At 52.3% G+C, this 16,087-nt stretch carries 10 protein-coding genes and 1 pseudogene; 5 read left to right on the forward strand and 6 right to left on the reverse strand.

The genetic code is table 11. The features are described from left to right. Window positions 1-20: 20 nt before the first annotated feature. Window positions 21-239, forward strand: a complete 219-nt coding sequence (locus ACFEMD_RS20170) for a hypothetical protein (RefSeq protein ID WP_394743076.1) — start codon at window positions 21-23, stop codon at window positions 237-239. Window positions 240-402: 163 nt separating this feature from the next. Here ACFEMD_RS20170 and ACFEMD_RS20175 read toward each other — a convergent pair whose 3' ends face one another. Both ACFEMD_RS20175 and ACFEMD_RS20180 read right to left on the reverse strand, forming a co-directional pair. Beyond that, complete coding sequence (locus ACFEMD_RS20175; RefSeq protein WP_394743077.1) at window positions 403-1,725, reverse strand: hypothetical protein; 1,323 nt, start codon at window positions 1,723-1,725, stop codon at window positions 403-405. Then, window positions 1,718-3,787: an AAA family ATPase gene (locus ACFEMD_RS20180; protein WP_394743097.1), complete on the reverse strand. Its 2,070-nt coding sequence runs from the start codon at window positions 3,785-3,787 to the stop codon at window positions 1,718-1,720. Before ACFEMD_RS20180 ends, ACFEMD_RS20175 begins: the two co-directional genes overlap by 8 nt. A 443-nt stretch (window positions 3,788-4,230) precedes the next feature. On the opposite strand from ACFEMD_RS20180, the gene ACFEMD_RS20185 reads away from it, so the two are divergent. Both ACFEMD_RS20185 and ACFEMD_RS20190 read left to right on the forward strand, forming a co-directional pair. After that, complete coding sequence (locus ACFEMD_RS20185; RefSeq protein WP_394743078.1) at window positions 4,231-6,798, forward strand: PD-(D/E)XK nuclease family protein; 2,568 nt, start codon at window positions 4,231-4,233, stop codon at window positions 6,796-6,798. After that, the gene (locus ACFEMD_RS20190) at window positions 6,791-9,676 is read left to right on the forward strand and encodes a UvrD-helicase domain-containing protein (protein ID WP_394743079.1); all 2,886 of its coding nucleotides are present in this window, start codon (window positions 6,791-6,793) and stop codon (window positions 9,674-9,676) included. The genes ACFEMD_RS20185 and ACFEMD_RS20190 overlap by 8 nt, the downstream gene beginning before the upstream one ends. A gap of 24 nt (window positions 9,677-9,700) precedes the next feature. Here ACFEMD_RS20190 and ACFEMD_RS20195 read toward each other — a convergent pair. Together ACFEMD_RS20195 and ACFEMD_RS20200 are read right to left on the reverse strand one after the other, a co-directional pair. Next, window positions 9,701-9,967, reverse strand: a pseudogene (locus ACFEMD_RS20195) (hypothetical protein); the annotation flags it as partial. Between the two features lie 80 nt (window positions 9,968-10,047). Next, entirely contained in the window at window positions 10,048-10,302 is a 255-nt protein-coding gene (locus ACFEMD_RS20200) for a hypothetical protein (RefSeq protein ID WP_394743080.1), read from the reverse strand. A gap of 242 nt (window positions 10,303-10,544) precedes the next feature. Here ACFEMD_RS20200 and ACFEMD_RS20205 point away from each other — a divergent pair, with 242 nt between their 5' ends. After that, entirely contained in the window at window positions 10,545-11,825 is a 1,281-nt protein-coding gene (locus tag ACFEMD_RS20205; RefSeq protein WP_394743081.1) for a hypothetical protein, read from the forward strand. An 11-nt stretch (window positions 11,826-11,836) separates the two neighbouring features. Beyond that, window positions 11,837-12,976 carry a TRM11 family methyltransferase gene (locus ACFEMD_RS20210; protein WP_394743082.1) on the forward strand — a complete coding sequence of 380 codons (1,140 nt, stop codon included), beginning with the start codon at window positions 11,837-11,839 and terminating at the stop codon, window positions 12,974-12,976. On the opposite strand, the gene ACFEMD_RS20215 is transcribed toward ACFEMD_RS20210, so the two are convergent. Next, the gene (locus ACFEMD_RS20215) at window positions 12,962-14,482 is read right to left on the reverse strand and encodes a hypothetical protein (protein ID WP_394743083.1); all 1,521 of its coding nucleotides are present in this window, start codon (window positions 14,480-14,482) and stop codon (window positions 12,962-12,964) included. The two genes, ACFEMD_RS20210 and ACFEMD_RS20215, sit on opposite strands and share 15 nt — an antisense overlap. After that, complete coding sequence (locus ACFEMD_RS20220; protein ID WP_394743084.1) at window positions 14,479-16,011, reverse strand: HNH endonuclease; 1,533 nt, start codon at window positions 16,009-16,011, stop codon at window positions 14,479-14,481. Before ACFEMD_RS20220 ends, ACFEMD_RS20215 begins: the two co-directional genes overlap by 4 nt. Window positions 16,012-16,087: the final 76 nt, after the last annotated feature.

Here is a 16,087-nt window from a genome sequence, read left to right on the forward strand (position 1 = left end):
GACTGTCTAGGGAAGGTGCAATGGTAGAGTACATTCGAGCCTTGCATCCGAACCCCGAACAGGACGGTTACAATAACGATATCTCCGATGAGAAGCTTTCTGGTTGCGGTGACAGAGTCTTGGTTGAGTATCAAGAAGTTCCACCAATAGAAGAGGGGGATGTTTTTAGAGCGAGATGTCCTTCGTGCAAGCACCGCAATTCACGGATGGAAGTGCTTGGCGTACAGCGCGAGGAATAATCGAATCAAGACATCTATCGATTATCTAACAGCGAGCGGACTCCCGTTCGGCAACTACTTGATAATAAACAAACCACGACGAGAGCGATGACCTTCGTCGTAGTAAGTCTCCGAAACCCTCATCGCGATGGCTTCCTCCGAGGTAGCCGCTCACACGAGACGGTCATCGAAGCAAATCAGCTACCGTTTCTTTCTGTGTAGGAAGGTCTTCCGCCGTGAGGTGTCGTATTTGTCCATCCACGGATTCCGTTTTTATGCCGTCAGTGATCAATAGACCAGCAACATCGACTTCCGGTGTCTCGTGAAGATACGTATCTCGAACGCGAGCGAACCGTGTGTACTCCAGCAATTCACGGAGTCCGCGGGCAAACGTTTGTTCACTCTCGGTATACTTAATTTCACCTAACAGAACGCGGCGAGGAAGCGTAGTGTCTGTCTCCTTCTCGTATACCTCGACGACGATGTCCGGCCGGCCGCTGTAGAGGGTTTTTCCAGCTCCCCGGTTCAGGAAGTCACCTAGTAGTTCGATATGCGTCTCCAGCACGTCTTGATACCTGCGGAAGTACGGTGTATTGGCTTCAACGTCTCCCAGCGACTCATGGAACTTCTGGTTCCCCTGCTGATCGTGATATACCTCAAGCCGGTGGGTATCGCTTTCCAACCTCGCAATCTCTTCCGCACCGGGCTCGATGATTTGTAGCGAGAGTTGGGGGTACAGCTTGGTGAACAGTCGTATTAGCTTGAAGACGCAGAACAACTCAAAGAGCCGTGGAATGCGTTCCGGTACCACGAGGGTCTTACGGAGCAGCGATTGCACGGCCGGTTCCTCGTACTGACTTGACTGAAGCTGTTGGTACGTGTCGTAGAGATCGTAGACCTCTGCGTACAGCGGTTCGCGGGAGGTGCGGGCTGCCGTCAGATCACGAGAGGTCGGCTTGATGTCAGCCCCGTCTCGGATGCGGTTGAGATGAACGTTTCGGGAATATAGCCTTTGAAATTCTCGAATCTGCTCGTCCGACCACTGATCACGACGCCACCCGTAGTCGAAGTTGGCCAATTCTCGATCAACGGTACGATGGACGACCCACAGCAGACGCTTCAATACCAAATTCTCCGGGATATCGTACTCGACATAGGGGGTTTCGCAGGCGAACACCGTGCGGTCACCATAACTGTCGGTATGGCGTAATTTCGTCGTCTGGTTCCAGTCGATACTACCTCGAACTTCACCACGGGTGTGGACGCGTTCGCGCTGGCTCTCGGTCTTGATGTTGCGCACACGTGCGGGCAATTTTTCCACGAAGTCGACAACCGGGTCAGAGAGACAGAAGTGTATTCGCTTGAGTCGTGCGAAGTCATCGATTGCAAGATCGGTGAAATCGAGCGTAGACACCACGTCTTCCTCGGCAACCGTCCCTGATTGTAGGAACGTCACCAGCTCGTCCTGCACCTCCCGTACGAGGCGGTCAACAGCGAGCTTACTCATCGTCGAAGCGGATATCGAAGTAATCCGCGGCCTTTGACTCAAGCCGTTCCTCATTCACCACAAGCGTAACATCCCCCCGATCCGTTTCCCACTCGCCAGCGAACTCGCGGACGAGGTTTCGCTGTTTGTCCGGGCGGAGTCCCTCCAGTTGCGGGTAAACCATACCGACGATGGCAGCGGTCAGAGCCTCTTCGCTGCGATCGGGGTAGGCGCCGACCCCGTAGGCGTCAACGTATCCGAGGATGTCCCGGACGATCGACGGGCCGATTGAGCGTGGATAGTCGTTGACGACCTTCCAGATGACGGCCAGTTCGCCATAGACTGTCTCGAGAGTCGGTTCGAGACTCGGCTCCTCTGCTAGCCACGCGGCGGCGTAGTTATCATCCTCATTTGGGTCGAGAAGCGAGGCGCGAGTCGCGCCATCGTCGGTCTCGAGATCAGGGATGCCTACGTGGATGAAGTTGAACCGCCGCATGAAAGCATAGGACATCTCGTACAGCGACGCCTTGTCGTAGGTGTTCATGGTCGCAAGGAGTCGCCACGACGGGGTGACTGGGAACATGTCGGGATTCGAAGAGATGGATCGTAGCTCGTCCTCGGATGCGTCGCCGTCAACTGAGACGAGTTCGACCTGGTTCTTTCGCTCGTACGGTAGTTCGACCGAGTCACCTGACAACACCGAGAACAGCTGCCCGAACGCCTTGTCGATGTCCGACCGGTTGATCTCGTCGATGACCAGCCAGTTGTTAACGATCCCCGCCTGCTCACGGCGGAAGCAGTTCAGGAATAGCCGCGGCTGGAACGTGAGTTCGTCGGCCGACTCCTCGACATCGGTCGATGGGACGTAGCCGCCGATGGTATCGAAGGCTGTCCACTCAGAGGTCGCTGTGGTGAAGGTGTGCCCGTCGACCTGTGGAAGATCGGTTGTACACTGCCGGCAGATTTCTTTGGCGAGCTTGGTCTTGCCAGTGCCCGGCGGGCCAGTGAAAATGATGTGCTTGCCCGAGTTGAGTGATGCCTCGATCTCATTTTGGAGTTTCGACGCGTCCTCGAAATAAAGTCCGTTCGGCAGTTCCAAATCGACGGCAATCGGATTGAGTTTCTCGCGAAGCGCATCGAAATCCTCGCCGGAGACCTCACTACCGGGTTCCTCGGGCGCCAGAATCGTCTCGTACTCCTTGTCGCTTAATTGAAACCGGTTGATGAGATGCTTGGCCGCTGCTCTAGAGAGGTTCGAGAGATAGGTTTGGGTTAGCCCACCATTCTTATCAATGGGGTAATACTTGTCTGTCCGCAATTCATCTTCCCTAAGGGTTCCTTTGAGGCTGTCATCAACGGGAATTGACTCTTCAAACCACTGGATGTTGACCCCAACTCGATAGTACTTTTCGCCCCGGACAGTGTAGGTTGTCGCTTCCTCCGTGACGACAGAACAACCAATGAGGTTCCCCTCGTAATTGTGGAAAACGACATCGTCGGCAGACAGTTTGGTGAGGTCATGATGCCAAATATCATCGACCTTGGCTCGAAGGTATTCCTCTTCGATTTCGGATTGATTCTGTTGATTCACCCAGTAGAAGTTCGCGTCATCGTCGGCGACGTCGGTGATTGAGAGCCCGGCCGATTCTATTTGTTGAGAGGAGTTATTCCCACCACTGTTCTCTTGCCGCTCTTCTTCCTCAATGATAAGCATGTAGAAGTCAACGAGATCCTCGTTTGTTTCCTGATCCCGGGCTGACTTGTTGGCCTTCCAGACCGCGACAAACAACAGATAGATTTCGAGGTTGAGGGGAAGTTCATGATCAGTTCCCTCCGTCGCGTGGCCGACTACTTCCTGGTAGATGCTTTTGAAACCTGAAAATCGCTCGCGTTGATCGGCGAATTCCTGTTTCTTGAGACGGTCGACAGACTCGGCTGTATCAAAAAACACGAGTCCACGGATCGTCCGCATATCGATGATCGGTTGTGAGTCCACGTGAAGCCAGCCGAAAAACTCCCGCATAGGGCGCTTAGAGGACAACTTCTCTTCCCATTCTGGATTATAAGTGTCACTTCTCCTCATTTCTCGGACTAAATCTGCGAGTTCGTTTATCGATTGGCCTTTCTCTGCCCATTTTTTTGGAATCGGGGTCGGGGCAACGGCTTGGCCAGCAGCATTACCGGTACGCCACATTTCAGAGAATCTTTCTTGCGATGGTGATTCACAAAATTCATCGGCTTTCTTTACAATCTCGTTACGCTTATTCTCTTCTTCAATCGAAAAAGTAGACCCAATCTGCTTCTCGCGTACAATTGTCTCCCATCGCTTGAGAATTCCCTTCTGACCCGGTGTGAGATCAGAGACCGTTATCATGCTCAATCAATCGTAGTGTATCAAGTAAATGTAATGGGTTAGCGATTTTCTCGTCATATGACCACTCCCTATAATACGTTGGCTTTTATTTGATTTCTATTGCTTCTCATACTCTCACCAATCTTTTTGGTACTCGCACGATGATAAAGGATGTGACAGTTCAACGGGCACGCACGATTGACGAGCTTTACTCTAAAGTCTCGGATTACGACCTCGTGCTCACCACTGACGCACCCTTGAGTCTCGCTTTGAATCGTCGGCTTGATCATCCGCACCTCGGCCGCTTCGCGGCGACGCCACGGATGGTCGCATCCGGAGAGTTCCGCCCACGTGATGAACGTTATCTGTTCCTCGAGCTCATCCAGCAAACTGATCTCAGCTGGAAGCACGCAGCACACTTTCTAGAGAATATACTCGGCTGCTGGGAGGAAACAGGTGAGCTACATGCTATCCTCGAGTACGACCAGTTCGATACGCCAGTCACTCGGGACGCACTTAGAGTAATCGAAGATGCCGACAGCTCTCACCACGACCTCGCGGCATATACGATCGACCCCGGCACGAACGTTGCCGTGATTGGCGACGATCAGTTTACGGCGCTCGACAAGCAAGTACTCCCGACGGACTATGACACAGTGTCGCCGTTTACCGACGACGACTTCGATCTCCCGGACTTCCACGTGTTCGATTCTACGACGGCCATCGTTGACACATTAGTCGATAACATTTCTCCGGAAACTGCCGACGACGTCGCCGTTGTCATGGATCGGGGTGGCAAGTATCCAGCACTGGTCGAGTCGGCCTTCGAGGCGAACGGTATTCCGTTTCACGGCGGGCCGGGATTCGAAGACGACGCTAATGTCCGTACTTATCTCAGGCTGCTTCGCACGGCCCACGCCGCTTCCGGGGTGAGAGTTGCCGACGTGCGCTCGATTCTCGCTCGGCTGGGAACGACACTGCCGGTGACCCACGACGAGAAGCGGCTGGCCGAACTCGATCACCCGGACATCGCGCCAGTCCAGCAGTTCTGTGAGTCGGTTGCTGAGCAAACGTTCGACGAGACGCTATCGACGTTCGAGAACTGGTGCGACGCGTCGTTGGACGCCTTCCGCGAGGAACTAATCCGACTCGGAACCCACGACAAGCAAGTGGCTTCAGCGGCACTCGATGACCTCGAATTCTACCTCCAGTCGTTCGACGTTCCTATCGACCATGACGATACGGGCGTGCTATTGGCCGACGCGGCCTCCGCAGCATACGTCGACCGCCCAGTCGTATTCTACCTGGGTATGGATATCGATTGGACGCATCGTGTTCTTGACCGTCCGTGGGTCGATGCTGAGACGAAGGATCGACAGTACCTTCGTCAGTTTCAACTACTCCTACAGAATGGCGTCGACCAGTACTTCCTCGTCCAAGAGACCAGCACCGGAAAAGAGGTCATGCCCTGTCTGTACTTACACGATCTCCTCGACATCGAGTTCGACACGTTTAGCGACCTTTCCCACGTCCCACACACTCGACAAGTACGCTACGATGATCCCGGCTTCGAGAAGGAGTCGGTCGACGTTGAGCCGACGATGATCGAGACGGTCAGTCAGTCCAGCCTGAGCACCTTCGTGAACTGCCCGCGAGACTACTTTTTCGATCGGATCGTCGACAGTCCTGATCGCGACTACTTCCGGAAGGGCAATCTCTATCACGACTTTGCCGAGTTTTGTGTCAATCATCCCGGTATCATTGAAGAGGCTGATAACGAGGAATTGATCGAGGTACTGCTGGAAGAGATGCGGCCCTACGTCAATGACGTCGAGATGGAAACACTACGGACGGAGTTCGAGACCGGACTCGAGATTATTTGGGAGTTCCTCGATGAAAATCCGCCCACAGAGCAAACATACGAGGAATACGGCCGGCTGTATCCGGACAACTTCTTCGCTGAGTACTTCGATCGTCCGATCGAGTCGCCCGTGACTGAGCGGTGGTTCGAAAATCCAGACCTCGGTGGAAAAGGCAAGGTCGACCTCATTCACTCGCCAACTCAGCTACTCGACTATAAGAGCGGAGGTTACAAGTCGGCGTCGAAGGTCGTGAGCCAATCGAACATCGAGGAGATCAGTGACGAGCCGAACTTCCAAGCACTGCTATACCTCGCTCATCACCGTCGGGTGCGCCCAGACGAACGCCTCGAGTTCGTGTTCTTCCACTTTCTCGATTTGCTCGACGACGCTATCACGGGCGATCCAGACACCAACGACGCAGTAGTGCGGGTGAACTACCATCCCGTCCCCTTCGCGGAGTACGCAGCCCGTCGTGAAGCGTTCAACGCCCTCACAGAAGGCGTCGCCGAGAGCAATAATCGTCGAAAGACGCTGGAGCGAATGGGATATGAGTCCTATGCTGCATTTTTCGACGGCCATACGTTTCCTGACACCGACGATGGCGACGAGGTACTCGAGACAAGCTTCGCGTCTCAGTTCACCGACCACGCGAAAGCCGAAGTTGGCGACTACAAGTACGTCGATCGTGGTTCGGACAAAGCGCTGAAGAAGTTGTGTCGCATCCGCTCGCGGAACTACTTCGCAGGAGACGTCGACGCATTCGAGGTATTTCTGAACGACCAGATCAACCGCATCAACGAGTATCGTCACTCACACTTCCCTGTCGGCGAGCCGAACTTCGACCGAGTTACCCATCGCGATCTGATCCGCAATGACTGAATTCACCCCCAACAACCGCCAGCAGGAATTGATCGATGCGACCAGTGGTATTCACGTCGTCGATGCCGGTGCGGGAACGGGCAAAACATTCGCCATCACTCGCCGGTACGCCAACCTTCTCGAGCAAGACGGCACCGAACCTGAGGACATCCTGCTGATCACGTTTACGAGAAACGCCGCCGCGGAGATGAAGGAACGCGTTGTGGCACATTGCGACTACTCGATGGCTGCACTCCGAGATGCCCCTATCACCACGTTCCACGGCTACTGCCACGATCTACTACTTCAGCACGGGTTCGACGCACCGACCGTATTAGGGATCAACGATCAAATCACGTCGTCGACGCGCCTGCTCGACGACGAACTAATCGAGGAAGAACGGTTTCGGGAGTTCTGCACGCAGTTCATCGAAGCACATCCCGAATACCACGACTACTTCCGGGTGATGCGCGATCAGACCTCGCTGTTGGAGCTGATCAAGCAGCTAGCCGCGAAAGGCATCTTCCCAACCGACGACGGTTGGTTCCGCAACGGCGAGGCAGCCCTCGACGGCGATTTTGAGGCCTTCAAGGAATTGTTCGACGAGGCCAACGAACCCAATGAGGGAGCGAACGGGCCGACGCAGTCGGATTTGCGCGACGGCTTGAGCGGATTCGAGCGCGACCGTTGTTTCCTGCCTGACGCACCGACCGAGTCCGAGCTCCGGGACGGCTATCCACAGATCGACGACGCGTGGGCCCGTCTGGCCTTCGATGAGGAACGGGACGAGTTGAAGGCGTTCGTCCACGACCTCTATATTGAGTACGTCGAGTTCGCGCTCCGACGCAACTATCTGAACTTCAGCTTCCTCCAGATGTTCGCGTTTGCGCTGCTCTGCGAGAATCACGCTCTCAGAGAGTCGATACAGTTCGATCACGCGATGGTCGACGAGTTTCAGGACACGAGTGAAATCCAATTCAAGCTCGCGTTGCTGTTGGCCGGCACTGACAACGTATGCGTCGTCGGTGACTGGAAGCAGAGCATCTACGGCTTCCAGTACGTGTCGGTTGATAACATCCGACGGTTCGAAGAACGATTGAAGCGCTATCGAAAAGAACTCAATGGCGACCACGAACGAGTGAGCTTCCCAGTCGATGACGTGACCCGGATCCCGCTGGTCGAGAACTACCGGTCGACGCAGTCGATCCTCGACTTTTCGGAACACAGTCTCACGTTGCCAGCGACGAGTGGCGAGGAAGTCAATTCCGCGGTGACTGAGGAGATTACCTCGCTAGAAGCAATCACTGATCACGACCACTCCACCATCGCAGCGGTCACCAGCGACAACGAATACGAAGCCATTCTCGACCGGGTACAGCGAATGGTCGGCAACAGCGACTACGCCGTCGAGGACGACGACGGAGAGCTGCATCCACCATCTTACGACGACATCGCGGTGTTGACTCGGACGCGTCGATTCGGCCGCGAGCTGCAGAATTGTGCGGCTGAGTTCAACATTCCAGTCGCCTACGAGGGTGGCGTCGAACTATTTGATACCGAGCAGGCTATCCTCCTGCTGGCGTGGCTTCGTATTCTCGAAGATGAGAACTCTAAGCGCGGCTGGGCGGTCGTGCTGGAGGAGGCGGGCTATATCCTCGACGAGGTCAAGCAAATTCTCTCCACTGCGGAGTATCCGGAGACGATGCTAGCGTTTCGGGAGCAGCTTGCTGCCAGCGATACCGTCGGTGCTGTTGCCCGACAGGTGTTCAAGCGCTATGGCTTCGACGACGCTTACACAGATGCGCTGATCGGCGTGCTACAGGGTACATTCGACAATACGTCGTGTACCCGCGGTGACCTCGTCCGGTTCATGGAGCGTAGCCTCGACGCCGAGGCAACTCACGAGGTAGACGACAGTCCGGGCGGAGACTCAATTACCGTTCAAACGATTCACGCTGCCAAAGGCCTCGAGCATCCTATTGTAATTCTTGCTGATATTAACCAGTACAGCTTCCCGCCGTCCGGCGGCGGGGGCGCTCGCATCCAGTACGAAGATCCCGTGGGATTGCGTCAGACCAAGCAGTACGCCGACGCACACGGGAAACCCCATGTCTACGACAACTGGCGACACCTCGTTCTCTCGAAGTGTCTCAGCAGGGACTACGACGAGGAACGACGACTTATGTATGTCGCCATCACACGAGCGGAGAGTCACGTCCTGTTCACCGCTGGTTCGTCACCAAGTCCGCTGTTCGAGAACCTGCCACTGGAGCCAACCGAAGTCGATCCTGACGTCGAGGCAATTGGTGATCAAGCTACCGAACAGACTCGTCTGCAAGTATCGGTACCAGTGCCAGATACACCGACCGGGCAGTCACCGCATTCACTGATGGACGACCGCGTGTTCAGCGACGTTGAGGAGGGTAAAGGTAAGGAGTTCGGAACACGCGTCCACGAGTTCGCGGAACAGTACGCCGAAGGAAGGGACGTCGAACCATCGAACGACGACGAGCAACACGTCAAGGCATTTCTCGACTCCCTACCTGGCACGCTCAGGGCCGAGAAGAACGCCTATCTACCAATCGATGTCGACGACGACAGGGTGACGATTTCCGGGATCATCGACTTACTCCACGTCACCGATGAGCGGATCGACATCGTGGATTACAAGACCGACCGTGGCCGTCACGCTCAGTCCGAATATCGAAAGCAGCTGAGCGTGTACTACCACGTCGTTCGACAACTATATCCTGGTCGGCTCATCAATACGTCTGCTTTCTACACATTTGACGGCGAAGTCGTCGATGTAGACCCTCTCACCATTGAAGAACTCGCTGAGTTGGCGACCGTCGAAGATGATGGGCGAGAAGCAGATAGTGAAGAGCCTACGATCCGGTAGCTCAACTCATAATCTCTATTTCACTCATAATGGAATTGTGAGACAATAATTCTCGATCTCGGGAGCCAACGAGATAACTTGCTCTCGTCGCTTTAGCTCTTTGCGACGTGTTTCAATCCGACCTTCGAGCTGCTCGAGTCGCTCACGCTGGCCACGAATAGCGATATCCATATCAGAACCAGCCTCGGCCTTACTCTCATACTCCTCGATGAAGGACTCAATACGCTCACGCTCGGCCTGCGCGTACTCGTCGAGGTTCTCGAGTTCACGGGCTGTCTCCTCGTGACGCTTGGTGAAGATGTTGATAATTTCACATCACCCATATAGTAGGTTGCAGGCTTCGATGATAGTGATCTATCCGGGACAACTGATCACTTGTTAATGAGTGGTACTAAGTCTGAGTGACGGAACTGAACTTCGAGAATTTTGCCGGAGTCGTCTTGCAACCGGTACGAGTAGGCGTCGAGAGCGCGTCCGGTTTCTTTTCCAAAATGATCGGTGAACCGGTCAACAACGACTGCACGCGTATTGTGGAGAGGTGCGTCTGGATCCGTCTCACCGAGGTAGACCCTCACCTTGTCGCTGACCTCGTATGTCTTCGGAGCGGGCTCTGGGGCGTCTTTCATCGTGTCTCGAATTCTTGTTTCCTCATTGTTGCTATTGTTTCTTTAAAATATTGAGTGCTGTCCTTTGCGGCTGGATAACGAGTTTTAGCGGTAAATCACACAGAAAACCTAGTCGTATAAACAACACCCTGTCGTGAAACCATTGGGTAGCAGCACAAAAAGGCGGACATTAATAACCCCGAACGAGCATATGCTGGGTAGATGGACTCTCGAACTACAAAATATGGCCGGAGGAGATACCTATGACCCAGCGTAGACTAGGGGAGTATGACGATGCACTTGACGTAGAAGCTGATGAGAAATTTTCACCTCTATCTGCAACGTTTCGTGGCGGCAAACAGGAACCCTTCCACACGTGGTACCCATATCTTGAAGGGTATTCCCCCGATTTTGTTGAGACGGTTCTGCACGAGTACATGAACGATGCCGGCTCAATTCTTGACCCATTTGGGGGCACTGTTACAACTGGATTTACTGCTGCCGAGAAAGACCTTGATGCTTACTACTGTGAAGTAAACCCCGTTCTTCAGTTCGTTGCTGACACGAAAACGAAGGTTCGTACCCTTTCTGACGACAAGCGGGAAGAAGTTGCTAATGACCTTCGTAAACTGACAACGTCGTTTGGAGAGCGAATCACTGAGGTGAAGGAAGATGATTCCCTTCTGACTGCTTATGACCTCGCCTTTGAGGGAAGTGAGTTCTTCGATGAGGATACATTAGAGGAAGTCGTATCAGCAAAGACCGTCGTCCTACAGTTGGAGAAGGATAATCGGTTGCTGTCTTCACTTCTCTCGGTTGCCATTCTCTCCTCGCTTGTGCCCTGTTCACGACTCAAGCGAGCAGGTGACGTTCGATTCATGGATGAAGATGAGTGGTCAGAGATCCCCTCACTTCGAAAGGAAGTGACCGAAAGCCTGCGAGAAATGGCTGACGATCTCGCCCACAAGAATGCGCGTATCGAGGAAAAGCCGGTTTTGCTCTGCGAAAACGCTGATAACATCGACAAGATTCCGGAGAAAAACGTCGATGGCGTGATCACTTCCCCGCCATATATCAACGGTACCAACTACTTTCGAAATACGAAGTTGGAACTATGGTTCCTTGACTGTCTCCAGAAGCCTGACGATCTGACGGCATACAGAAACCGGGCACTCACGGCTGGGATCAACACAGTCAGCGGAGAGTACGAGGTTCCTGATGTCGAACTTGTCCAGCAGGTGGTAAATGATCTCGAGGAACACGGATATGACCGACGGCTCCCACTTATGGTGGCTGGATACTGTTGGGAACTGCAAGAGATATTCGAGAAGATACAGTTACAACTGAGCGAGGGAGCACGTGTTGCAATCGATATTGGAGACTCGATCTATGCCGGAATTCACGTCCCTGCGGACGAAATGATCGTCCAACTGCTTGAGCAACTGGATTACGATCACGTGGATACGGTCAAACTCCGCGATCGGCACTCAAACAATGGAAAGGAACTAAAACAGGTTCTGCTGGTCTTCGAGTACGAAGGATGAGCTCTGGAAAAATGACTGAACGCTGGTGGGCAGAGGATTGGAAGGAATTCAAGGAAACGCTTCCTCATCAAGAGGAACCCTACTCCAAGCGGAGTTGGGGGAATGGCTTGCACTCGCTCTGCTCGTTCCCAGGGAAACTGAAACCGGCAATCGCTCACCACCTCGTAGATATATTCGTCCCCGAGGAAGGGACAATGCTTGACCCCTTTGCCGGCGTCGGAACAATCCCATTTGAGGCATCACTTCAAGGGCACACACCGTACGCCTTCGATCTCAGTCCACATGCGTTCACCATCACCAAGGCGAAACTGCAGGTGACTTCGGCGACCACGACGAGCGACGTGATCAGCGAGCTTGAGAACTATCTCGAAAGCAACACCCCTACCGAATCAGCATACGATACCGTCAGCGAGTTCGGTCTCAACGGAGACATTGAGGAATATTATCATGAGGACACTCTCGAAGAGGTCTTGCTGGCACGGGAATACTTTCTTTCGAAGCCACTTGTGGAGCTCTCGCCTTCGGAGTTACTGGTTATGGCCAGCCTCCTGCACGTTCTTCATGGAAACCGGCCGTACGCCTTGAGTCGGCGGTCACACCCAATTACTCCGTACGCACCTAGCGGTGACTTCGAGTACAGACCACTCATTCCGCGAGTAGAAGATAAGGTCGAGCGATCACTCAATTGTGATATCCCCTTCAACTTCACCGAGGGTCATACATTTCAGGCGGACTCGTTGAAGTGGTGGCCGGTAGAAGTGGACAATCTCGATGCAGTAATTACTTCACCACCCTTCTTCGACAGTACACGGTTCTACTCCCAGAATTGGCTACGACTTTGGTTCGCCGGCTGGGAGCCCGAAGACTTCGATAGCAGGCCCTCTGAGTTTGTGGATAAGCGACAGAAGGAAACCTTCAACGTTTATGAACCGCTCATCCGCCAATCTCGAGAACGTCTGAAAGAAGGTGGTGTATTGGTGTTTCATCTCGGCAAAAGCGATAAGTGTGATATGGCGGAAGAACTCCGCCAGATCGCGGAACCGTGGTTTGACAACTATGATATCCTTGACGAGAGCGTTGCGCACGTTGAGAAGCATGGCGTCGAGGACAAGGGATCGACGACCAACCACATGTACTTAGTTCTCTATTAGCTCCTCGTCAATACTATCTGGAAGCTCGTTGTTTTCATTCTTATATTCTGAGATTAGGTTGGTATCATCACCGACACGCCTGAAATGCCGGTGTAACGATGACACAACTTTTTCGACAACATCAGCCTTTGTTTCATTCTTTTTCTTAATCTCCTCAAGGAAGGAGTCGAAGAACCAATCTATATTTTCTAATAGGGAATCGAGAGCATCTTCATTCACTTTTCGTTTGTGGATATCTTGACCAATAGTGATGATATTTGAGTCCAACAGCTCTTCACGCGTTCCTCTATCGTAGAAATCTCTGGGAAAAGTTGTTCCTTTCCGTTTGTGGCAGGATTTACACAGAGGGACAGCATTGCCTTTGAGAGGCCAGAGATATACCAGCGGCATTAGATGATCAATTTCGATCTTATCAGAATCATTTTCATCGCAAATAAAGCAGCCGCCGAATTCCTCAATAACTGTTTTTCTGAAGTTGTTACTCCGCTCGATGCCTAAAATCCGCTCGTGTTCCAGTAGACGTTGGATCGATCGCCTTCTTTGAGAATCTTCGAAAAGTTGTTCCTTACTCCGACGAGGATTTCCTTCACTATTCACTTCAAATTTTTTGCAAGCATTACATTCATACTGATATCCTCTATCTAATTCTAATCCTTCGATATCAAATTCAGCACTGTAAATCACATTATCATGGAGAAAGCCGGGAGAACGACGCGATGTATTAAACTTTCTCGGTCGAATGACTCTCTCTCCAATTTTTCCATCAACGACTTCGTATGGGTCTACTGTGGACTCTGACCGGAGTACTCGTAAATTATCGTTCCTCGTGTGGTTCACGAATGTTTCACAGATGTTTTCGGCCTTTTCGCCGATCTCTATTGGGTGGAAGTGATCTGGAGCTCTGTTACACGCTTTGAGTGCTACTACACGACCATTAGCCAACGCTGAGACATCTGATCGTATATGTTGTTTTTGTAATCGTCTATCCGTCTCAATATGATATTTGGCTGGCGTATATTGAAATTCATCCTCAAAGAAGCGTTCCTGTGCTGTCTTTTCATCGTCATATCGTATATTATCTCGATAAATCCAAAAATCGAGTGGTGCTATATCTATACCAAAAATGTCTATCCAACTCCCTGGCATTTCTTGTAAATTGAATGATATTTCTCCCCTAATTGTTAACTCTCCAATTGGACACTCCAGATGGCAACCGATACCGTTCCAGCGTCCTGATTTCAGTTCAATAGATCGGTATTCGTCGTTCCCGGCAGCACTAATATGTATATCCACCTCTGCCTCAAAGGGCGTGAAGGCATATCCTCCAACAACAGCCATACCAGAATCAGAGCCAAATACGCTTGGTACTTGAACGTCTATTTTCTCTAATTTGAGATTGAAACTTTCTTCTTGAATACGGTTTGCCGTTTTCAGCGCAACCTCCTTTCCGGAGTAGCTACTGTCAGCTTCAAACCCGAACGTTTGAGACTGCAACCTTCGACTCACGATATTGAAACCGTACTGGGTAACTGGCCTGTTTGTCGTTGATAATGCTCAACAAGGTTGAGGTCAACCTCTGACTCGTCAATACGATCTTGGATCGACTGCACAATGAGGTCGGCAACAATCTTCCCATCACGGTCTTTCTGATATTCATCGTTATCGAGGAAATCTTCAAAGAACCACTCTATGTCTTTCCGGAGCTTACGAACGGCATCCACGTTGATGCTCCTCTTTTTGAGCTCTTTCTGACTCAGACCGGTGATCTCTGCCAATTCCTCAAGTTCGGATCGGGTGTAGAAGTCAACCGGGTACTGGTCGGACTTACGGCTGTTGCAGTCGCTGCAGAGACAGGTGGCGTGTTCGTCAAGCGGCCAGAGAGCTGCAAGAGGTATCGTGTGATCCAAATCCATCTCTGATGGAGACTGGAGGAATTCACCGCACTTGAAGCACTTTTCATCGAACTTCTCCCAGATATACTTGTCAAATTCCTCATCCCGATCTTGCCGGAATTCGTGATAAATCCACTTCTGATCGAGGAGCTTGCGTACTAAGACTTCGATGGCCCGGCGACGAAGAGCATCTTCCCGGTGTTGCGTCGAGTTCCGTCTGTGATTCAACGCTCCGTTCACGTAGAACTTCTTGCAGGCCTTGCACTCAAGCTGGTACCCATAGTGGAGATCGATGAATCGCGAGCCGGACTCGAAGGTGATCTTGTCTTCAAGTTCCGCGGGCAGGTCGGACAAGTTCGACTCGTCCTCTATAACCTCCAGCATTCCGAAGGTCGAGTGGTTACAAGGAGCACGTGACACGCAATGGTTTCCAAACGAGGTCAAATTTCGTTCCTTCTCGGGGATATATTCGGTCGGCAAGAAACGAGCACAACGGTTGCAGCTTTTGAGGAAAGTGTGCTGTCCCTCGTCGAACTCGTCGGCACCCCGTGCAGGTGAACTGGGGAATGGAACCTCATGGTTCAGGTAATAGAGATAGGGGACAGTCAGAGACGTTCTCTGATGGAACTTGTCCTGAATAGTGAGACCATCCTCGTATTCAATGTCGTCGACGAAATCCTCCCAAGCGATGGCGCTGAGATTAATACCGAAGAAGTCGATCCAATCGATTTCTGAATCCGATTCCATCTGGAGCGCTGCTTCAAGATTGCCGAAGTGCTCTTGGCTGGGATCTAGCGGGACGTCTAGATGTACACCGATGGGAGTCCACTCGCCCGGTTCGATCTCCTCGGTTGAATTCTCGCTCCGAATCTCGTCGTTCACATCAGATGTGATCTCGATATGAGCGGTCAATTCTGTAGAAGCCGAAACGTATCCCCCAAAGCTCGCTAACCCCACCGAATCCTGAAATAGCTCTGGAATCTCCGTATCCTGTTCAGAGAATTTGAGTGTGATCTCCTTTGAATTTGGAGAGAAGCGTGCGGAATGTTTGATCTTGCATTCTCCTCCACTTGTCTCCTCAGTAACAGAGAATCCCGACCGCTGTCGAACAGAGCGCCTTCGAGGTGAGCGGAAATCTGTCATGCCAATATAACCACATGCATTATAGGAATATCTTGTGCTCTGAAGCACCGACACTACTGTATATTAAGGTGGAGAA

Source organism: Natronococcus roseus (assembly GCF_043677095.1).
In the GTDB taxonomy this organism is placed as follows: domain Archaea; phylum Halobacteriota; class Halobacteria; order Halobacteriales; family Natrialbaceae; genus Natronococcus; species Natronococcus roseus.